The following is a 20,072-nucleotide window of genomic DNA, read 5'->3' as shown; positions in this document are numbered from 1 at the left end:
GCCGACGCGGGCCGGCCGGAGAGCGCGGTGCGGGTCGTCGCGGCTCTTCCGGTGGCCGTCACCGACGACGTCGATGCCGCGCGTCGCCAAGCGGCCGAGCAGTTCGCGATGTACGGCACGCTGCCGTCCTACCGCGCGATGCTGGACCGCGAGGGCTACGCGGGGCCGGAGGACGCGGCGATCATCGGTGACGAGCAGACGGTTTCGCAGCGCCTGGACGAGCTGGCGGCGGCCGGTGTCGACGAGTTCGTCGGGGCCCCGTTCGACGAGTCCGCCGAAGGCCGTGCACGCACCCGCGCGCTGATCCGTACCAAGGAGAGCTGACCGAAAAACGGGCTGGTGTGACATCACTCACAGGCGTAGCATCGGTTCCACGACGGGTTCGGGAGTGACTGATCCAAAGAGCCGGCAAGGGATGAGAGTCGGCCGCGTGAGACGAAGAAAACGCACCCAATAGTCCTCCCGAACCCGCCCTTATGTCCGGGTTCAGCCCGCGAGCAGACACAAAGTCGTGTGCTTCACCCGCAACCGGCGCAAGTTTGCGTCTGCTCGCCGGTGCGACAGGGCCCCCAATGCAAGACGCCCCCGGGAAGAGTCCGGGGGCGTCTTGTGTACGGCGACGAGCCTAGAAGGCGGCTTCGTCCAGTTCCATGACCTCGTTGTCGAGGTTATCCACGATGGACCGGGTGCTGGTGAGCAGCGGCAGGAAGTTCTTCGCGAAGAACGACGCCACCGCGACCTTGCCCTCGTAGAACGCGCGGTCGTCGCCGGTGGCGCCGGCGTCGAGCTTCTCGATCGCCACCGCCGCCTGCTGCTGCAGCAGCCAGCCGATGACCAGATCCCCGACGCTCATCAGGAAGCGCACCGATCCCAGACCCACCTTGTAGATGCTCTGCGGATCCTCCTGCGAGGCCATCAGGTAGCCGGTCAGGGTGGCCGCCATGCCCTGGACGTCTTCCAGCGCGGTCGCCAGCAAGGCACGCTCTGCCTTGAGGCGGCCGTTGCCGGCCTCGGCCTTGACGAACTGCTCGATCTGGCCGGCGACGTGCGCCAGGGCGACACCCTTGTCGCGGACGATCTTGCGGAAGAAGAAGTCCTGCGCCTGGATGGCAGTGGTGCCCTCGTAAAGCGAGTCGATCTTGGCGTCGCGGATGTATTGCTCGATCGGGTAGTCCTGCAGGAATCCGGAACCGCCGAAGGTCTGCAGGCTCTCGGTGAGCTTGGCGTACGCCTGCTCCGAGCCCACGCCCTTGACGATCGGCAGCAGCAGGTCGTTGACCTTGACCGCCAGCTCCGGCTCGATGCCGTGCAGTTCCTTGGCCACCGCCGCGTCCTGATGGGTCGCGGTGAACAGGTACAGCGCACGCAGGCCCTCGGCGTAGGCCTTCTGGGTCATCAGCGAGCGACGCACGTCCGGGTGATGCGTGATGGTCACTCGGGGCGCGGTCTTGTCGGTCATCTGGGTCAGGTCGGCGCCCTGCACCCGCTCCTTGGCGTACTCCAGTGCATTGAGATAGCCGGTGGACAGCGTGGCGATGGCCTTGGTGCCCACCATCATCCGGGCCTGCTCGATGACGTCGAACATCTGGGCGATGCCGTCGTGCACCTCGCCCACCAGCCAGCCCTTGGCCGGGACGCCGTGCTGGCCGAGCGACAGCTCGCACGTCGTGGAGATCTTCAGGCCCATCTTGTGCTCGACGTTCGTGACGAACACGCCGTTGCGCTCACCCGGCTCGCCGGTTTCGGGGTCGAACAGGAACTTCGGTACGAAGAACAGCGACAGCCCCTTGGTGCCCGGGCCGGCGCCTTCGGGGCGGGCCAGCACCAGATGCATGATGTTCTCGAACAGGTCGTCGGAATCGGCCGAGGTGATGAACCGCTTCACGCCGTCGATGTGCCAGGTGCCGTCGGGCTGCTGGACGGCCTTCGTGCGGCCGGCGCCGACATCGGAGCCGGCGTCCGGCTCGGTGAGCACCATCGTCGAGCCCCAGCCGCGTTCGGCGGCCAGCACGGCCCACTTCTTCTGCTCCTCGGTGCCGAGGTTGTGGAAGATCCCGGCGAATCCGGCGCCCATCGCGTACATGTACACCGCGGGGTTGGCGCCGAGGATGTGCTCCTGCAGCGCCCAGGACAGCGCGCTGGGCATCGGCGTTCCGCCGAGCTCCTCACTGATCGTCAGCTTGTCCCAGCCACCGTCGGTCACGGCGCGCACGGACTTCTTGAAGGCCTCGGGCAGCTTCACGCTGTGGGTCTGGGGATCGAACACCGGCGGATTGCGGTCGCCCTCGGCGAACGACTCCGCCACCGGGCCCTCCGCCAGCTTGGCCATCTCGCCCAGCATCTCGACCACGGTGTCGGCGTCCAGGTCGGCGTACTCGCCCTGACCCAGCGCCTTGTCGACTCCGAGGACCTCGAACAGGTTGAATACCTGGTCACGGACATTGCTCTTGTAGTGGCCCACTATTCCTCCTCGATGAGAACGCCACATGCGGTTGGGTACTTCGGCTAAGTTACCCACCAGTAACTGTGTCCGACTATACCGCTCGGTAACTTCAACGCAAAGCGACTGTGAGCAATTTCCGGCCCTCACCCGACCCGGCAGTTGGGTGGGCGCCCCATTCGCCACGGTTTCGACCTCTGAGCTGCAGCTATCCATTGCTGTGATGATGGTCACGTCCTGGCTCGATAGGGTGTTCGGATACAGACGGCAATCGGGGTCGCGGTGTGGGGGACAGGCAATATGGGAGCGACCTCGATCCGGTCGTTGACGGCCTTTCCCGGGCTCCGGTTGACAGGTGTCATCACGTCGTCGCAGGACAAGGCCGGGGTCGACGCTGCTGTCCTCGCCGGTGTGGAGGGTGACACCGGGGTCACCGCGTCCACCGACATCGATGCGGTTCTGAACGGCTGTGACGCCGTCGCCTACATGGCCTCCGGCGACATCCGTCCGGACGAGGCCGTCGCCGACATCGAACGGTGCCTGCGCGCCGGCTCGCTTGTCGTCACGCCGTCGCTGTACTCGCTGTACGACCCGCGCTCCGCGCCGCCGGAGTGGGTGCAACGCCTCACCGCTGCCGCCGAGGAGGGAGGGGTGACGTTGCTGGTCAGCGGCGTGGACCCGGGTTGGGGCAACGACGCGCTGGCGGTGACCGCCGCGGGACTGTGCACCAGGATCAAATCGATCCACTGTCAGGAGATCTTCGACTACTCCACCTATGACCAGCCCTACGCGGTGAAGGTGTCGTGTGGTTCGGGACGCCCATGGGCCCAGATGACCCAGTGCCGATGATGCTGCTGCCGTCCATCCCGACGATGGTCTGGGGCGGCAACCTGAGGCTCATCGGCCGTGGCCTCGGGCTGGAGATCGATGACATCACCGAGGAGGTGCAGCGCCGCCCGCTCGAAGAGTCCGTCGACACCGTGATGGGCCGGTTCGACAAGGGCACCCAGGGCGCCTTCTGGCTCAAGGTGATCGGGTGGTCCGACGGACGCGAGCGCATCGTCATCGACCACAATCACCCGGATCCATGAATCCTGCGCACCCGATTGGCCCTACCCCGATGAGGGGTGTCGGCCACCACCGGCGTCACGTTACCGTCCCCGGCCGACGCTGACTGCGGCGTGTGATGATGGAGGCGATGACCGGTTCACACACCAATTCGGGAACCAACCTCAGCCCGTCGTCCCTGCGGGAGGCGTTCGGGCATTTCCCGTCCGGCGTCATCGCGATCGCCGCCGAGGTCGACGGCATCCGGGTGGGCTTGGCGGCCAGCACCTTCGTGCCGGTCTCCCTCGATCCGCCGCTGGTGTCGTTCTGCGTGCAGAACACCTCGACGACGTGGCCCCGCCTGCAGGAGGTGCCCTACCTGGGCATCAGCGTGCTCGGGGAGTCGCACGACGCGACCGCGCGGGCCTTGGCTGCCAAGACCGGCGACCGGTTCGCGGGCCTGGAAACGGCATCCAGTGAACGCGGCGCGGTGTTCGTGCACGGCACCAGCGTGTGGTTGGAAAGCGCCATCGAACAGTTGATCCCCGCCGGCGACCACACCATCGTGATTCTGCGGGTCAGCGACATCACCGTGCATCCGGACGTGCCGCCGATCGTGTTCCATCGCAGCACGTTCCGCAGGCTCGGCGCCTGAGGCGCGTCGGACACCGCCTGAGGCGCATCGGACACCGCCCGGCTAGGGCCGGGCGCCGAGTTCCTCGCGGTAATGCGTGACGCGTTGATCCAGTTCGGCGGCGTCTGCGCTGCGGCCCTCCCTGCGGGCCAGCTCGGCGCGGGTGCTCAGCTCGCGGATCGCGGTGCGAATGTCGTTGATGCTTTGGGGCTCTCGGATCGACATATGAGCTGCCTTTCTCCAGTGATTGGCTGCTTCCTGGAGACTACCCCCGCACCGCGGGTCTATATGCCTGCATGGCCGTCTGTCTTCGGCAGCGCGGTCAGATCGTCCACCGGGCGGCGGGTACGTCCCTGCCGGTCGACGATCGAGAACCCTTCCCTGGCCCAGTACTCGAAACCGCCGATGAGTTCCCGGACCCGCTGGTAACCCATCTCGCTCAGCGTGAGTGCGGCCCGGGTGGCGCCGTTGCATCCAGGCCCCCAGCAGTAGACGACGATGTCGGCGCCACGGTCGGGCAGCTCGGTGCCGGCGCGCTGCGCCAGCTCGGCGCCGGGGATGTGCAGGGCGCCTGGCAGGTGGCCGCGGTCCCACGCCGCCGCTGACCGGGTGTCCACCACCATCGGTGCTCGGCCCGCTGCCCGGGCCGCGGCGAGGTCGGCGGAGTCGATCTCATGGGCGAGCTTGGCGGTGAAGAACGCGCGAGCCGACAACCCGCGGTCGGCAGTGGTATCGGTCATGAAGACATCGAACAACGGCGAAGCGACCGGGAGAACGGGCGTCGTCCGCGATTTCGGTCCGGCCGCCGCGATATCGACGGAATATCGGGCCGAAGACCGGCGGATCGACGTTCCAGGCTAGTTCCCCAGGGGCGGTGCCCCGCCGTGGTGTACGAAAATTTGGTCGCGACTCACCTTGGCATCCGTCGTGCTGGTGATCGTTGAGAGCCCTGGTGGGATTGCCTGGTTGGGGGAACACTGGTGTGGTGTTTCGGTCGACCCCGGACGCTCTATGGTGCCGGTGAGCCTGCGGGCTAGTTTGGTGGCGGAGGGCATGTTTGACATCCGCGGGAGCCGTGGATTGTTGCCTGTTGAGCACGCGTGTCAGAATCCTGTTTCACCCCGCCCTCCCCGGAACACGTTCCTATACAAGCGAGTTCGGACGTGAGTCCGGGAACGGTGGTTTGTGATGGATGTGGTGCATCCGCGATGTGCGGGTATCGATATCTCCAAGCGTGACGCGAAGGTGTGCGTGCGGATCCAGGGAGTCGGCAAGAGACGCACCGCGTCGACGGTGACGAGTTGGGGTGCGATGACCAACCAGATCCTGGCCCTGCGTGAACACCTGATCGAACAGAACATCACCTGTGTGGTGATGGAGGCCACCAGCGATTATTGGCGACCGTTCTACTATCTGCTCGAAGAACATGTCGAGGTGATGCTGGTCAACGCCCGTGACGTGAAGAACGTGCCCGGACGCAAAACCGATGTCTCTGATGCCGCCTGGCTGGCCGATCTGGGCGCCCATGGGTTGGTGCGGGCTTCGTTCGTGCCGCCAGAACCGATCCGGGCGCTACGCGATCTGACCCGGGCCCGCACTGTGATCACCGGGGAACGCACCCGGGAGATCCACCGCCTCGAAAAGCTCCTCGAAGACGCCGGGATCAAGCTGTCGTCGGTGGCCACCGACATCACCGGCGTGTCGGGGCGGTTGATGTTGGCAGCTCTGATCGACAGACGCGACGATCCCGCAGTGATCGCCGATCTGGCCAAACGTCGGCTGCGCTCGAAGATCCCTGCACTGCGCGAGGCCCTCAACGGGCACTTCACCGCGCACCACGCGTTCATGGCCCAACTGTTTCTTGACCGCATCGACGCCCACACCGCCGACATCGAACGTCTCTCGTCGCGCATCGAGGAGGCGATGCAACCTTTTGCCGCAGCCCGGGAGTTGTTGTGCAGCATCCCGGGCGTCTCGACAACCATCGCTGAGGTGTTCGTGGCCGAAACCGGCGCCGATATGAACGTGTTCCCCACCGCCGGGCATCTGGCGTCGTGGGCGGGCACCGCACCTGGCTGCAACGAGTCCGCCGGCAAGGTGAAATCGACCAAGACCCGCCACGGAAACCGCTACCTCAAGGGCGCCCTGGGCATCGCGGCATTGGCGGCCTCGCGGTCCAAGGGAACCTACTTCTCGGCGAAGTACAAGCGGATCGCCCCCCGTCGCGGTCCGATGAAAGCCCTCGTCGCCGTCGAACACGCCATGCTCGTCGCCGCCTGGAACATGCTGCGCAACGGCGAGTACTACCGCGACCCCGGCGCCGACTACTTCACCCGGCATGTCCCCGCCAAAACCAAAGCACGCGCGATCGGACAACTCGAATCATTGGGCTACCGCGTCACCCTGCAACCCCTGGCCGACACCGCATAACCACACAGGCTCTCCAACCCACCGTCGGCGGGTCACCGAAACCTGCGCTCACCAGCTTGTGGTCACCTATATTTTCGTGTCAGGGGCGCATCTCGTAGGCGCCGTCGTAACCGCGCACCTGCTCCCAGACCCGGCCGAAGCGGTCGGGGTCGGCGACCGGCTTGCGGACGGCCGACAGCGCCCACGCCTGTTGTGAGGGCGTGGAACTCGGCTTCCCGTGCAGGGCGATGGCGTAGGCCGAGAAGTCGCGGACCGCGACGTCGAAGATCTGGTCCAACAGGTCACGATCGAGCCCGGTCAGCTCGGCCTGCTCCAGGATCAGCTGGCCGTAGACCACCAGCGTGAACAGATGCCCGACGACCAGGACGAAGTCCAGGTCTGCCTGTTGGTCGGCGTCGGGTGCAGCAGCGGTCAGCAGCGCCTTGAACGCGTTGGCCTGTTCGTAGAACCGGGCGACGTTCGGAACATCGGAGTGCCTCTCGTAGACCGGGGCCCAGTCCGCGAACCGCACCTTCGACGCACCACGGGCCGGGCCCTGCGACCAGAAGAACACGTCGTCGGCCCGATCGTGGCGGGTGCCGATCTCCGGGTAGTCCGCCGGGTCGAACATGTAGTTCGGCATGAACTTCAGGATCTGCGCCACGTTGACATGCACCGTGCCCTCCAGGCGCGGCAGCGCCCCGATCAGGCGGGCCGCCTCACTGAAGTAGGTGTTCTTCTCGAAACCCTTGGCGGCCAGCACATCCCACAGCAGCGTGATGACCTTCTCGCCTTCGGAGGTGACCTTGGACTTGGTCACCGGGTTGAACAGCAGGTATCGGCGGTCCTCGAGGCCGGCGCTGCGGAAGTAGTCGATCGCCCGGTCGCTGAACAGCTTCATCGCGATCAGCCGGGTGTAGGCGTCGACGAAGCTCGCGCGCACGTGCGGAAAGTCGGTCACCGGGTTGCCGTACAGGATGCGGTTGTTGGCGTGGGTGATCGCTTCGTAGAACGCGTGCTCACACATCCCGATCGAGCCGCTGCACAGGTTGAACTTGCCGACGTTGACGGTGTTCAGAGCCGCCGAGAAAGCCTCGGGACCGGTGCACAGGATGTCCTCCTCGTACACCGGGTAGTCGTTGAGCCGGAAGTTGCTGACGAACATCTGGCCATGGACGACGTTGTCGATCAGCTCGTAGTTCTCGTGGCCGCTGTCGGCGACGAACCAGATGTAGCCGTCGGCGCCGTCGACGTCGGTGCGGCGCCCGAAAACCGACACCATCCCGGCGACGTTGCCGTTGCCGATGTAGTACTTCTCGCCGGAAGCCCGGAACGCCGGCCCTTCCGGCGACGCGCTGCCTTCCTCGGACGGGCCCGGCATCAGCAGCAGGTCGGTGTTGTAGATGTCGGCGCCGTGTTCGCGTTCGGACAACCCGAACGCCATCACACCACCGGCTTCGAGTTGCGCGGCCGCCTTCTCCTTGGCCTTGACGTTGTCGCTCTGCCAGATCGGTCCGAGCCCGAGGATCGTGACCTGCTCGGCGTACCAGTACGACAACCCGTAGAACCCGAGGATCTCGCTCAGCACCGCGTTGCGCGAGGTGTCCCAGCGCTTGTTCGAATCACCGTCGGCGAACTCCGACGGGGTCAGGAAGGTGGCGAACAGCCGCTCGCGTTTGACGAAGTCCAGGAAGTCGCTGACCCAGGTCGCTTCCAGGTCGTCACGGAGCAGCCTGACCTTCCCGCGATCCTCGAACCAGTCGATGAGGGCGCGCAGCTGACGCCGGGACTGCGGATCGAGGTGCGCCGGGTCGAAGGTGTTCGGGTTGAGCAGCAGTCCGCTGGAGGTCGGCATGCGTCGAACCTAGCGCCTGTGCCCGGAGCCGAACCGCCGTATCGGTGGGATCATCGGCGACATGCCAGATGTTCAACAGGTTGCGCTGGACCGTACCGACGAGGCGATCCTTCAGGCGCTGCAGACCGACGGCCGGATGAGCACCGCGGACCTGGCGCGCGCCGTGTCGCTGTCGGCGAGCGCGACGGCCGATCGGGTCCGGCGGCTCGTCGACGCCGGGGTGATCACCGGTTATGTGGCCAAGGTCGCGGCCCCCGCGCTGGGCTACCCGATCACGGCGTTCGTCCGGCTCGCGTACCTGTCGGGCAACTACAAACCGCTGCACGACCTGCTGGACGTCACCCCGGAGGTCATCGAGGCCCACCACGTGACGGGCAACGACTGCTTCATCATGAAGGTGCTCGCGCGCTTGATGTCCGACCTGGAGCGCATCACCGGAAGGATCGCGACGCTGGGGACGATCACCACCAGCGTCGTCTACTCGAGCCCGCTCACCGGGCGTCGGCTCTCCCCGGCCTGAAGGCGATGATCAGGCATGCACGTCGCGCATGCCCACCGCGCCTCGAAGCCCCGAGCAGTTCACACAGCCCACGCAGCCGATGCAGCCCGCGACCGCCGCACTGCCCGCGGTGGCGATCGACCCGGCGACAGCGGCGCTTCCCGACGTCGCTATCGACCCCGCGACGGCATAGCTGTTCGCGGTCTCTCCCGAGCGGACGACCGCTGCCGAGTCCGCCACCGCGGCTACTTGCGTCGGAAGATCTTGTCGCCCAGCCAGACCACCGGGTCGTACTTGCGGTCGGCCGCGCGTTCCTTCATCGGGATCAGCGCGTTGTCTGTGATCTTGATGTGCTCGGGGCACACCTCGGTGCAGCACTTGGTGATGTTGCAGAAGCCCAGGCCGTTTTCTTCCTGGGCCTGCTCGGCGCGACGGTCCTTGGTGTCCAGCGGATGCATGTCCAGCTCGGCCTGACGCATCAGGTAGCGCGGGCCGGAGAACGCTTCCTTGTTCTCCTCGTGGTCACGCACCACGTGGCAGACGTTCTGGCACAGGAAGCACTCGATGCACTTGCGGAACTCCTGGCTGCGGTTCACGTCCTCCTGCTGCATCCGGTACTCGCCGGGCTGCAGGTCCTTCGGCGGCGTGAACGACGGGATCTCCCTGGCCTTCTCGTAGTTGAACGACACGTCGGTGACCAGATCGCGCATCACCGGGAAGGTCCGCAGTGGCGTCACCGTCACCGTCTCGTCCTCACCGAAGGTGGACATCCGCGTCATGCACAACAGCCGCGGTCGGCCGTTGATCTCGGCCGAGCAGGATCCGCACTTGCCCGCCTTGCAGTTCCAGCGCACCGCCAGATCGGGTGTCTGGGTGGCCTGCAGCCGGTGGATGATGTCGAGCACCACTTCACCCTCGTTGACCTCGACGGTGAAGTCCTGCAGACCGCCACCGCTGACGTCGCCCCGCCAGACCCGCAAGCTTGCGTTGTAGGGAGCCATGGTCAGCCCTTCCGTTCCGGGTGCTCGGCGATGTGATCGTCGGTGTAGTACTTCTCGAGTTCGGACAGTTCGAAACACTCCAGCAGATCGGCCCGCATCGGGGGCTGTTCTTCGGCGGTCACGGTGACTCCGGGAACCAGGGCGTCACCGGTGGCGGCCTCGCTGGTGCGACACACCAGCAGCTTGTTGCGCCACGTGTTGTCCATCTGCGGGTAGTCGTCGCGGGTGTGCCCGCCGCGACTCTCGGTGCGCTGCAGCGCAGACTTGGCCACGCACTCGCTGACCAGCAGCATGTTGCGCATGTCGAGCGCCAGGTGCCAGCCCGGGTTGAACACCCGGCCGCCTTCGACCGTCACCCGGTGCACCCGCTCCTTGAGCTCCTCGAGCTTGGCGAGTGCCTCATTGATCTCGTCTTCCTTGCGGATGATGCCGACGAGGTCGTTCATCGACTGCTGCAGCTCGGCGTGCAAGGTGTACGGGTTCTGCGGATCCTCGGTCGAGTCGAAGGGCAGCAGGGCCATCTTCGTCGCCTCGTCGAGAGCCTCTTCGGAAACCTTGGGCCGTTCTTCCTGCAGGGCCCGCACGTAGTCGGAGGCCCCGAGCCCGGCTCGCCGGCCGAACACCAGCAGGTCCGACAGCGAGTTGCCGCCGAGCCGGTTGGAGCCGTGCATGCCGCCGGCGCACTCGCCCGCCGCGAACAGGCCCGGTGTCGCCGCCGCGCCGGTGTCCGGGTCGACCTCGATGCCGCCCATCACATAGTGACAGGTCGGGCCGACCTCCATCTCGTCCTTGGTGATGTCCACCTCGGCCAGCTCGATGAACTGGTGGTACATCGAGGGCAGCCGCCTGCGGATCTCCTCGGTCGGCATCCTGGAGGCGATGTCGAGGTAGACGCCACCGTGGGGCGAGCCGCGGCCTTCCTTTACCTCGGTGTTGATGGCGCGGGCCACCTCGTCCCGGGGAAGCAGGTCAGGGGTGCGGCGCGCGGAGTCGTTGTCCTTGAGCCACTGGTCGGCTTCTTCTTCGGTCTCGGCGTACTGGCCTTTGAACACGTCGGGGATGTAGTCGAACATGAACCGCTTGCCCTCGGAGTTCTTCAGCACCCCGCCGTCGCCGCGCACGCCCTCGGTGACGAGGATGCCCTTCACCGACAGCGGCCAGACCATCCCGGTCGGGTGGAACTGGATGAACTCCATGTTGATCAGGCCGGAACCCGCCCGCAGTGCCAGGGCGTGACCGTCGCCGGTGTACTCCCACGAGTTCGACGAGACCTTGAACGACTTGCCGATGCCACCGGTGGCCAGCACCACGGCGGGCGCCTCGAACAGCACGAACTTGCCGGTCTCGCGGTAGTAGCCGAACGCCCCGGCGATCTTGTCGCCGTCCTTGAGCAGGTCGGTGATCGCGCACTCGTGGAAGACCCGGATCCGGGCCTCGTAGTCGCCGAGTTCGGCCTTGTCCTCCTGCTGCAGCGAGACGATCTTCTGCTGCAGGGTGCGGATGATCTCCAGCCCGGTGCGGTCGCCGACGTGGGCGAGGCGCGGGTAGGTGTGGCCGCCGAAGTTGCGCTGGCTGATCTTGCCGTCCTTGGTGCGGTCGAACAGCGCACCGTAGGTCTCGAGCTCCCAGACGCGATCGGGGGCTTCCTGCGCATGCAGTTCGGCCATCCGCCAGTTGTTGAGGAACTTGCCGCCGCGCATGGTGTCACCGAAGTGCACCTGCCAGGAGTCCTTGGTGTTGACGTTGCGCATGGCTGCGGCGCAACCGCCCTCGGCCATCACCGTGTGGGCCTTGCCGAACAACGACTTGGTCACCACCGCCACGCGCAGGCCCCGCTCGCGGGCTTCGATCACCGCACGCAGACCCGCACCACCGGCACCGATCACGACGACGTCGTAGTCGTGCCGTTCCAGGTCACTCATCCGTGTAAACCTCACTAAGTCTCTGCATCAATGTCTCTGAATCCACTGTCAGCCAATGAATCTCAGGTCGGAGAACCATCCCGCGGACACCGCCATGACGTAGAAGTCGGTCAGCATCAGCGTGCCCAGCGTGATCCAGGCGTACTGCTTGTGCCGGACGTTGAGCCTGCTGATCTGGGTCCACGTCCAGTAACGGACGGGGTGTTTGGAGAAGTGCTTGAGCCTGCCACCAACGACGTGTCTGCAGGAGTGGCAGGAGATCGTGTAGGCCCACAGCAGGACGACGTTCGTGACCAGGACCACGTTGCCCAGGCCGAAGCCGAAACCGGACGGCGAGTGGAACGCGCGGATCGCGTCGTAGGTGTTGATCAGCGAGATGATCACGGCGAGGTAGAAGAAGTACCGGTGAGCGTTCTGGATGAGCAGCGGGAAGCGGGTTTCGCCGGTGTACTTCGCGTGTGGTTCGGCGACCGCGCAGGCAGTCGGGGCCTGCCACACCGTCCGGTAGTAGGCGCCGCGGTAGTAGTAGCAGGTCAGCCGGAACAGCAGCAGGAAGGGCAGCGACATCGCCGCGTAGGGCAACCACCAGACGTCGGGCAGGAACTGGCCGAAGTGGCTGGCCTCGGGCAGGCACCCGGTGCTGACACACGGTGAGTAGAACGGCGTCAGGTAGTGGTAGTCGGCGACGTAGTAGTGGTCCTGCATGAACGCCCGAACCGTCGCGTAGATGATGAACGCGGCGAACCCCAGATCGGTGATGATGGGGGACTTGAGCCAGTTGTCTGTGCGCAGTGTGCGTTTGGAGATCTGCGCGCGTCCAGGCGAAAAAACGCCGGTCGCTTTGCGGTCGGCGGTAGGTGCGCTCACGGTTGCCTTTCTATGCTGTTATGCCACCGGTCGCGGTCCGTGATTCACGGCACGCGGCGCTCATCGCGTCCCGCCGAGACCTTCGTCGTCGACGCCGCGCCAGAATTCCCTGTCGTACTGGGTATCCGGAATCGCAATGCGCTCGCCTACATGTTGGTGTCCACTGACGCCACGAGCAAGTTCGAGCTCTTCGGCGTCGATGTCGAGTCGGTCGATGTCATTGAGGATGCGTTCGGCGTCGTTCACGATGCGACGGGTTGCTGGGCTGTTCCCGTACTGCGAAGCGAGCGACGTCACGCACCGCCTGAGGCTTCCTATCAGGTCATGCAGTTCGGCGAGTTCGGTGGTGCTGGACAAGTGACCTCCTTGGGCTGAAGGGTGTCATGGATCACGTTATGCGATCGATGCTAGTCACAACACCAATGTGATGGTGAGACAGATCACGTTCAGAAGCGGAGGAATCCATGCCCGATGACGACTTGAAGGGTCGCGCGACGGCGCTGCTCGAGCTGCATCAGCCGGGAAATCCGGTGATCCTGCCGACGGTGTGGGACGCCTGGTCTGCGCGGCTGGCCGTGGATGCGGGCTTCGCTGCGCTCACGGTGGGCAGCCACCCGGTCGCCGACTCCGTCGGCAAACCCGACAACGAGGGGATGACGTTCGACGACGTCCTCACCCGCGTCGGGCAGATCACCGCGGCGGTGGACGTGCCGATCTCGGTGGACGTCGAGTCGGGCTACGCCGAGACCCCGGCCCGCCTCATCGAAGGCCTGCTGTCGGTCGGTGCGGTCGGGCTCAACATCGAGGACACCGTGCACAGCGAATCCGGTCGGCTACGTTCTGCGGACGAGCATGCCGAGCTGGTCTGGGGGTTGCGCGCGGCCGCCGATGCGTCCGGGGTGCACGTCGTCGTCAACGCGCGCACCGACCTGTTCCTGCGCCAGGACGGAGACGAGTCCGACCGGGTGGACCGGGCCATCGCGCGGCTGCGCCAGGCTGCCGACTCCGGGGCCGACGTGCTGTACCCGGTGGGCCGGCATCAGCCGGAGATGTTGCAGCGCCTGACGTCCGAGCTGCCGCTGCCGGTGAACGCGATCGGCGTGCCGGATCAGGACGACCCCGCCTCCTTCGGGCCGCTGGGAGTCGCGCGGGTCAGCTTCGGACCGTTCCTCCAGGCCGCGTTGGCCGCCCGCGGCAAGGAGATCCTCGCCCGCTGGGCGTGAGGGTGCCCGACGCGCAGAACCGGTCAGCCCTCCAGGGGGGCTCCGTGCCGGCTCGTCCACACAGAGCGAACTTGAGTCGACCACGCTCATGTTCCGCCAGGCTGTTCGTCGCGAGCGAACAGGCTCACAACGGGGCGCCGGCGCGAGTGAGGACACCGTGATGGGCGCTTCACACGAGGCGACACGGAGGCAATATCGGCTCCATAACCTGTGCGGCATGACGCCAACATCGCACGTCGTGGTCGTGGGTCACGGCATGGTCGGTCACCGGTTCGTCGAGGCTCTGCGCTCCCGCGACACCGGCGGACAGTGGCGGGTGACCGTCCTTGCGGAGGAACTCGACGCGGCCTACGACCGTGTCGGCCTCACCGGCTACACCGACCACTGGGACCGGGCGCTGCTGGCTCTGCCCGGCAACGACTATCTCGGCGACGCGCTCGTCGACGTCCGGCTCGGCAGCCGGGTCATGGAGGTCGACCCGGCGATCAAGTCGGTGAGGACGGCCGACGGCTCGTGGATCGACTATGACGCACTGGTGCTGGCGACCGGCTCGTATGCGTTCGTGCCGCCGGTTCCGGGTCGCGACCTGCCCGCGTGCCACGTCTATCGCACCCTCGACGACCTCGACGCGATCCGTGCCGACGCGCAGCGGGCCCGCGACGCGGGCCCGGACGCGGTCGGTGTGGTGATCGGCGGCGGCCTGCTGGGGCTGGAGGCCGCCAACGCGCTGCGCACCTTCGGCCTGCGGCCACACGTCGTCGAGATGGCGCCGCGCCTGATGGCCCAGCAGCTCGACGAAGCCGGTGGCGCCCTGCTGGGCAGGATGGTCAGCGAGTTGGGCATCACCGTGCACACCGGCGTCGGCACCGAGTCGATCAGGCCGGCGCAACGCAATCGACCGCTGCGGCGGTCGGCGCATGACGATTCGATGCGGGTGACGCTCAGCGACGGCACAGTCGTCGACGCCGGCCTCGTGGTCTTCGCGGCGGGCGTGCGCCCACGTGACGAGCTGGCGCGCGACGCCGGTCTGCGGATCGCCGAACGCGGTGGAGTTCTCACCGACCTGTCCTGTGCCACAAGCAATCCCAACATCTTCGCGATCGGTGAGGTGGCCGCCATCGAAGGCCGGTGCTACGGACTCGTCGGGCCGGGATACACCAGCGCGGAAGTCGTGGCCGACCGGTTGCTGGGCGGGGCGGCCGAATTCCCGGAAGCCGACATGTCGACCAAGCTCAAGCTGCTCGGCGTCGACGTCGCGAGCTTCGGCGACGCGATGGGCGTCACGCCGGACTGCCTGGAGGTGGCGGTCAACGACGCGATCAACCAGACCTACGCCAAGCTGGTGCTCTCCGACGACGCCAAAACCCTGCTCGGCGGCATCCTGGTCGGCGACGCCTCGTCGTACGGGATCCTGCGACCGATGGTCGGAGAGCCCCTGCCGGGGGATCCGCTGGCGCTGATCGCCCCCGCCGGAGCCGACGGCGGTACCGGCGGTTCGCTGGGGGTGGGGTCGCTGCCGGCCGGCGCGCAGATCTGCTCGTGCAACAACGTCACCAAGGGCGACCTCACCGACGCCATCGGTTCGGGCTGCTGCGACGTCGCCGAGCTGAAGAAGTGCACGCTGGCCGGCACGTCGTGCGGCTCGTGTGTGCCGCTGCTCAAACAGCTTCTGGAAGCCGAAGGGGTCGAACAGTCCAAGTCGCTGTGTGAACACTTCGGCCAGTCACGCGCCGAACTGTTCGAGATCGTCACCGCCACCGGCATCCGGACGTTCACCGGGCTGATCGAGCGCTTCGGCACCGGAAGGGGTTGCGACATCTGCAAACCCGTGGTGGCGTCGATCCTCGCGTCGACCAGCTCCGAGCACATCCTCGACGGTGAGCAGGCGTCGTTGCAGGACTCCAACGACCATTTCCTGGCCAACATCCAGCGCAATGGCAGCTATTCGATCGTGCCCCGGGTACCCGGCGGTGACATCACCCCCGAGCACCTGATCCTGATCGGCGAGATCGCCCGGGACTTCGGCCTGTACACCAAGATCACCGGTGGCCAGCGCATCGACATGTTCGGTGCCCGGGTCGACCAGCTGCCCGACATCTGGCGTCGTCTGGTCGACGGCGGAATGGAATCCGGCCATGCCTACGGCAAGGCACTGCGGACCGTGAAGAGCTGCGTGGGCAGCGACTGGTGTCGTTACGGCCAGCAGGACTCGGTACAGATGGCCATCAACCTGGAGCTGCGCTATCGCGGTCTGCGTGCCCCGCACAAGATCAAGATGGGGGTGTCCGGCTGTGCCCGCGAATGCGCGGAGGCCCGCGGCAAGGACGTCGGCGTCATCGCCACCGAAACCGGCTGGAACCTCTACGTCGGTGGCAACGGCGGAGCGACGCCGCGGCACGCCGCACTGCTGGCCGGCGACCTCGACGACGACACCCTGGTGCGCTACGTCGACCGGTTCCTGATGTTCTACATCCGCACCGCCGACCGGTTGCAACGCACCGCGCCCTGGGTGGAGCAGGTCGGGCTGGAGCACCTGCGCGAAGTGGTGTGCGAGGACTCGCTGGGCCTGGCCGGCGAGTTCGAGGCCGCGATCACCCGGCACGTCGAGAACTACGCGTGCGAATGGAAGGGCGTGCTCGAGGATCCGGACAAGCTGTCGCGCTTCGTGTCGTTCGTCAACGCCCCGGACGTTCCCGATCCCACGGTCGAGTTCACCGAGCGTTCCGGGCGCAAGGTGCCGATCGGTATGCCGAAGGTAGGAGGGAGTCCGCGATGACGCTGCTCGACGACATCGCGGTGTGGACCACGGCGTGTGCCTACGATTTCCTGCAGCCGTGCCGCGGGGTGGGGGTGCTACTGCCCGGGGGTGCGCAGGCCGCGCTGTTCCGGCTCGAGGACGACACCTTGCATGCGGTCGGCAACATCGACCCGTTCTCCGGCGCGGCGGTGATGTCGCGGGGCATCGTCGGCGACCGGGGCGGACGCGCCACGGTGCAGTCCCCGTTGAAGAAGCAGGCCTTCGCGCTCGACGACGGCAGCTGCCTGGACGACCCGGACGTCTCGCTGCCGGTCTACGCGACGCGGATCACCCCCAACGGCGACGTCCAAGTCGGCTCCTGATCCGCCACGAAATATCATTCCGGGCTGTGCTGAGGGCCTCGACCACGACCCGGAATGATATTTCGTCGTGACCTAAGTAGGGACTTTCGGCCCACGACTTCGGCGGCCGCGCCCCATACCGTCGTAGCCATGACCTACGTGATCGGCAGTGCGTGCGTTGACGTCGTCGACAAGTCCTGCATGCTGGAGTGTCCGGCGGACTGCATCTACGAAGGCGACCGGGCGATGTACATCAACCCCAACGAGTGCGTGGACTGCGGCGCCTGCCGCATCGCGTGCCGGATGGACGCTATCTACTACGAGACGGACCTGCCCGACGAGGAAACGCAGTTCCTCGAGGACAACGCCGCGTTCTTCACGTTGACGCTGCCCGGCCGCGACGCGCCTCTCGGGGACCCGGGCGGCGCGCTGCAGCTGGGACGCGTCGGCGCAGACACCCCGCTGGTGGCCGGCCTGCCGCCGTCAACCAAGCCACATCCCTAGCGCCCCCTATCGCCGGAACGGTATTCCAGCAGCCAATCTGCGAGTGACGCTGTGCTGGATTACCGTTCCGGCGGGGTGGGCTACCCGCGCGCGCAGGAAGCGGCTGGCGATCAGCCGTGCCACCCCGGGATGGGTGCCCAGCGGCTCGGTCACCACGTCGGCACCGCTGTCGCGCAACCGATCCTGGAACAGGCCTTCGGAGAGCAGGTAGGACGCGACGACCACCCGTCTGCCAGGTTCGCGAATCGCCGAGACCGCGTCGGCCACCCTGGGCTCACCGGTGGCGGCGAACGCCAGCTCGACGCGCGAGCCGACCATCGCCGACAACCAGGTCGCGGTGGTGTGCAGATCCGTCATGGCCGCCGGATCCGAGGTGCCCGCCGCAGCGAGGATCACCGAATCGTCAGGCCGCCAGCCGGATTCGATGAGCCGATCGACGAGAACCCGCACCAGCGCCGGGTCGGGACCGAGAGCCCGGGTGACGGTCACGTCCCGGTGTCCGCTGGCCTCTACATGAGCGGGGATGTCGGTGGTGACGTGGTAGCCGCGCGCCAGGAAGGCGGGCACCAGCACGGTCGCCCGGTCAGGGGTCGCGGCCAGCAGTTCGCTCGGCGTCGGGCCGAGCACGTCGACGAAAGCGACGTGCACGGGCCGGTCCAGTGTCTGGGAGACCTGCGCCGCCAGGTCCCCGATCAGCGACACCCCCTGTTGTTTGCGGGTTCCGTGGGCCACCAGCAGGTAACTCATGATGCGTGTGCCTCGTCGATGGTCAGCCGGTAGCCCCGCTTCACGACTGTGGACACCATCCTCTTGTCTCCCAATGCGGTTCGCAGCCGCAGCACCGCCGTCTCGACTGCATGGGTGTCGGTGCCGCTCCCGGGAAGGGCGCGCAACAGGTCCGCGCGCGACACCACCGCACCGGGGTGGTGTGCCAACGCCCGCACCGTGGCCATCGCGGCCGGTGACAACGCCTTGACCGCGCCGTCGACCAGCACACAATTGCCGCGGATCTCGAGCATATGCCCTGCGACGCGGACCGTGCGCGCCTGCAGCAGCGGTAGTTCGTCGGTGATGTGGCGGGCCAGAGCGCCCAACCGCATCCGCTCCGGTGCCGAGGTGGGCACCCCGAGGCGCACCAGCGGACGCGCCGTGACCGGACCGACGCACATCGCGTGCACGTTGCTGCGCAGCGCCGAGAGCACCTCGGCCTCGATACCCATGTCTTTGGCCCGCAGCAGCATCGCCGCCACCGCCGGCGCGGACGTGAAGCTCACCGCGTCGAACTTCTCCTCCGCGATTCCCGCCACCAGCTGGTCGAACTCGCCGTCGCGGGGCACCGGGTGCCAGCGGTACACCCGGATCGGCACCACTTCGGCTCCGGCCGAGCGTAATTCGTCGATGAACTCCGGGAACGGGTCCCAGTCGGCGGTGGCGCCGTGCAACTGTACGGCGATGCGCGCTCCGGAGATGCCGCCCTCGACCAGGTAGTGCAGCACCTCGCGCGAGGACTCCGAATCCGGCGACCACTCCTCGGGCAGCCCGCCCGCGCGCAGCGCGCCCGTGGCCTTGGGTCCGCGGGACACCACCCGGGCCTTGGCCAGCGCCGCGGTCAGATCGGTGGCCAGCCCCCAGCCGTCGGCCGCCGCGATCCAGCCGCGGAAGCCGATGCCGGTGGTGGCGACGACGATGTCGGGCGGGTTGTCGATCAACGAACGGGTGCGCTGACGAAGTTCGTCGTCGTCGGGCAGCGGCACCATCTCGATGGCCGCGGCGCTGGTGACGGTCGCACCGCGGCGCTTGAGCAACGCGCTCAGTTCGTCGGCGCGCCGCGCTGACGTCACCGCGACTCGGAATCCGGTGAGCGGCGACCAGTCCGGCTCACTCATGCTCTCTGTCTATTCAGGTCGTGTTTCGCGGTGATTAAGCAGCCGTTGCGTGAGCGTGTCACCCCCGCTCAGGGAATGAATTTCCGCTCACCGGCGCGGCGTCGCCGCTGTGAGGTCACCATACGTCGCCGTCGCGCCAGTCACAGGTGATCGCGGCGTCGACGTCCAGGTCCACGGCGGCGGGAAGTTGGGCCGGCAGCACGAACACCGAGCCGTCGTCCTCGGGTGTGCGGACCAGCCCTTCGGGGGACAGCACCGACGTCGGCCCGCGCCACGGCAGCCAACCCCGGGCTTCGTACACCGGTCGGCCCAGATCGGTCGCACCCAGTGCCCCCAGGTGGTAGCCGCCCCGGACCACCTGTTCGACGGCGTCCATGAGTGCGGTGCCCAGACCCTGTCCGCGGTGGTCCTCCCGGACCGCGACACCCTCGACGTATCCGCAGCGCAGTGCCGTACCGCCGTGCAGGAGCCGACGTTGTACGACCGAGGCGTGCCCGATCAGCGCGCCGCGCTGACAGATCACCGCGTGCATCCCGCCGAGGGCGTGTTCCCAGTCATCGTCGGTGAACTCGCCGTCCGGAGATCCGCGGAAGGCGTCGGTGACCATCAAGCGGGCGTGCTCGCGGGTCTCGTCGTCGAGATCGGACGTGTGGACAAGACGGGCACGCACACCTCCGGTTCTACCA

General features: G+C 66.9%; 19 protein-coding genes and 2 pseudogenes. 9 read left to right on the top strand and 12 right to left on the bottom strand.

The genetic code is table 11. The features are described from left to right. Positions 1 to 324 (top strand): annotated as a pseudogene (locus WA944_RS12530) (LLM class F420-dependent oxidoreductase); the annotation flags it as partial. 301 nt (positions 325 to 625) lie between these two features. Here WA944_RS12530 and WA944_RS12525 read toward each other — a convergent pair. Further along, entirely contained in the window at positions 626 to 2,461 is a 1,836-nt protein-coding gene (locus WA944_RS12525) for an acyl-CoA dehydrogenase C-terminal domain-containing protein (RefSeq protein ID WP_526371454.1), read from the bottom strand. A 279-nt stretch (positions 2,462 to 2,740) separates the two neighbouring features. On the opposite strand from WA944_RS12525, the pseudogene WA944_RS12520 reads away from it, so the two are divergent. Both WA944_RS12520 and WA944_RS12515 read left to right on the top strand, forming a co-directional pair. Next, positions 2,741 to 3,568, top strand: a pseudogene (locus WA944_RS12520) (NAD(P)H-dependent amine dehydrogenase family protein); the annotation flags it as partial. A gap of 70 nt (positions 3,569 to 3,638) precedes the next feature. Next, positions 3,639 to 4,142, top strand: a complete 504-nt coding sequence (locus tag WA944_RS12515; protein ID WP_526371452.1) for a flavin reductase family protein — start codon at positions 3,639 to 3,641, stop codon at positions 4,140 to 4,142. Positions 4,143 to 4,184: 42 nt separating this feature from the next. Here the strand turns inward: WA944_RS12515 and WA944_RS12510 are convergent, their stop codons facing one another. Both WA944_RS12510 and WA944_RS12505 read right to left on the bottom strand, forming a co-directional pair. Next, positions 4,185 to 4,346 (bottom strand): hypothetical protein, encoded by a 162-nt coding sequence (locus WA944_RS12510; protein WP_200845907.1) that lies wholly within the window; start codon positions 4,344 to 4,346, stop codon positions 4,185 to 4,187. 59 nt (positions 4,347 to 4,405) lie between these two features. Next, complete coding sequence (locus WA944_RS12505; protein ID WP_526371450.1) at positions 4,406 to 4,861, bottom strand: rhodanese-like domain-containing protein; 456 nt, start codon at positions 4,859 to 4,861, stop codon at positions 4,406 to 4,408. Between the two features lie 448 nt (positions 4,862 to 5,309). Between WA944_RS12505 and WA944_RS12500 the strand changes: the two genes are divergently transcribed. Continuing rightward, a complete protein-coding gene (locus WA944_RS12500) occupies positions 5,310 to 6,551 on the top strand; it encodes an IS110 family RNA-guided transposase (RefSeq protein WP_526371448.1) in 1,242 nt (413 codons plus the stop codon). 79 nt (positions 6,552 to 6,630) lie between these two features. Here WA944_RS12500 and WA944_RS12495 read toward each other — a convergent pair whose 3' ends face one another. Then, positions 6,631 to 8,385 (bottom strand): acyl-CoA dehydrogenase family protein, encoded by a 1,755-nt coding sequence (locus WA944_RS12495; RefSeq protein WP_526371446.1) that lies wholly within the window; start codon positions 8,383 to 8,385, stop codon positions 6,631 to 6,633. A gap of 61 nt (positions 8,386 to 8,446) precedes the next feature. Here WA944_RS12495 and WA944_RS12490 point away from each other — a divergent pair, with 61 nt between their 5' ends. Then, on the top strand, positions 8,447 to 8,905 hold the full coding sequence (locus WA944_RS12490) for an Lrp/AsnC family transcriptional regulator (RefSeq protein ID WP_526371444.1): 459 nt from the start codon (positions 8,447 to 8,449) through the stop codon (positions 8,903 to 8,905). 9 nt (positions 8,906 to 8,914) lie between these two features. Here WA944_RS12490 and WA944_RS12485 read toward each other — a convergent pair whose 3' ends face one another. Genes WA944_RS12485 through WA944_RS12465 form a run of 5 tightly spaced genes read right to left on the bottom strand, consistent with a single transcriptional unit; the run spans position 8,915 to position 13,031 of the window. Continuing rightward, positions 8,915 to 9,163, bottom strand: a complete 249-nt coding sequence (locus WA944_RS12485; protein ID WP_526371456.1) for a hypothetical protein — start codon at positions 9,161 to 9,163, stop codon at positions 8,915 to 8,917. Continuing rightward, on the bottom strand, positions 9,130 to 9,885 hold the full coding sequence (locus tag WA944_RS12480) for a succinate dehydrogenase/fumarate reductase iron-sulfur subunit (protein ID WP_526609163.1): 756 nt from the start codon (positions 9,883 to 9,885) through the stop codon (positions 9,130 to 9,132). Before WA944_RS12480 ends, WA944_RS12485 begins: the two co-directional genes overlap by 34 nt. 2 nt (positions 9,886 to 9,887) lie before the next feature. Next, complete coding sequence (locus tag WA944_RS12475) at positions 9,888 to 11,807, bottom strand: fumarate reductase/succinate dehydrogenase flavoprotein subunit (protein WP_526609165.1); 1,920 nt, start codon at positions 11,805 to 11,807, stop codon at positions 9,888 to 9,890. Positions 11,808 to 11,855: 48 nt separating this feature from the next. Then, the gene (sdhC, locus tag WA944_RS12470; protein WP_526369798.1) at positions 11,856 to 12,674 is read right to left on the bottom strand and encodes a succinate dehydrogenase subunit SdhC; all 819 of its coding nucleotides are present in this window, start codon (positions 12,672 to 12,674) and stop codon (positions 11,856 to 11,858) included. Between the two features lie 60 nt (positions 12,675 to 12,734). Beyond that, positions 12,735 to 13,031 carry an Rv0250c family protein gene (locus WA944_RS12465; RefSeq protein WP_370329105.1) on the bottom strand — a complete coding sequence of 99 codons (297 nt, stop codon included), beginning with the start codon at positions 13,029 to 13,031 and terminating at the stop codon, positions 12,735 to 12,737. 107 nt (positions 13,032 to 13,138) lie between these two features. Here WA944_RS12465 and WA944_RS12460 point away from each other — a divergent pair, with 107 nt between their 5' ends. From WA944_RS12460 to fdxA, 4 genes are all read left to right on the top strand, one after another. Continuing rightward, on the top strand, positions 13,139 to 13,897 hold the full coding sequence (locus WA944_RS12460; RefSeq protein WP_526369796.1) for an isocitrate lyase/PEP mutase family protein: 759 nt from the start codon (positions 13,139 to 13,141) through the stop codon (positions 13,895 to 13,897). Between the two features lie 217 nt (positions 13,898 to 14,114). Next, positions 14,115 to 16,673 (top strand): nitrite reductase large subunit NirB, encoded by a 2,559-nt coding sequence (gene nirB / locus WA944_RS12455; RefSeq protein ID WP_526369794.1) that lies wholly within the window; start codon positions 14,115 to 14,117, stop codon positions 16,671 to 16,673. Then, a complete protein-coding gene (nirD, locus tag WA944_RS12450; RefSeq protein ID WP_526369792.1) occupies positions 16,670 to 17,017 on the top strand; it encodes a nitrite reductase small subunit NirD in 348 nt (115 codons plus the stop codon). The genes nirB and nirD overlap by 4 nt, the downstream gene beginning before the upstream one ends. A 129-nt stretch (positions 17,018 to 17,146) precedes the next feature. Continuing rightward, a complete protein-coding gene (gene fdxA / locus WA944_RS12445; RefSeq protein WP_526369790.1) occupies positions 17,147 to 17,500 on the top strand; it encodes a ferredoxin in 354 nt (117 codons plus the stop codon). A 6-nt stretch (positions 17,501 to 17,506) separates the two neighbouring features. Here fdxA and WA944_RS12440 read toward each other — a convergent pair whose 3' ends face one another. The 3 genes from WA944_RS12440 to WA944_RS12430 form a co-directional block, all read right to left on the bottom strand. Further along, the gene (locus WA944_RS12440; RefSeq protein ID WP_526646991.1) at positions 17,507 to 18,247 is read right to left on the bottom strand and encodes a sirohydrochlorin chelatase; all 741 of its coding nucleotides are present in this window, start codon (positions 18,245 to 18,247) and stop codon (positions 17,507 to 17,509) included. Next, positions 18,244 to 19,386: a uroporphyrinogen-III synthase gene (locus WA944_RS12435; protein WP_526372218.1), complete on the bottom strand. Its 1,143-nt coding sequence runs from the start codon at positions 19,384 to 19,386 to the stop codon at positions 18,244 to 18,246. Before WA944_RS12435 ends, WA944_RS12440 begins: the two co-directional genes overlap by 4 nt. Positions 19,387 to 19,501: 115 nt before the next feature. Continuing rightward, positions 19,502 to 20,056: a GNAT family N-acetyltransferase gene (locus WA944_RS12430; protein ID WP_288077091.1), complete on the bottom strand. Its 555-nt coding sequence runs from the start codon at positions 20,054 to 20,056 to the stop codon at positions 19,502 to 19,504. Positions 20,057 to 20,072: the final 16 nt, after the last annotated feature.

The organism is Mycobacterium sp. (assembly GCF_049683355.1).
Taxonomy (GTDB): domain Bacteria; phylum Actinomycetota; class Actinomycetes; order Mycobacteriales; family Mycobacteriaceae; genus Mycobacterium.
Note: the sequence above shows the minus strand (reverse complement) of the source record. Positions and strands in the feature narration are given on the sequence as shown.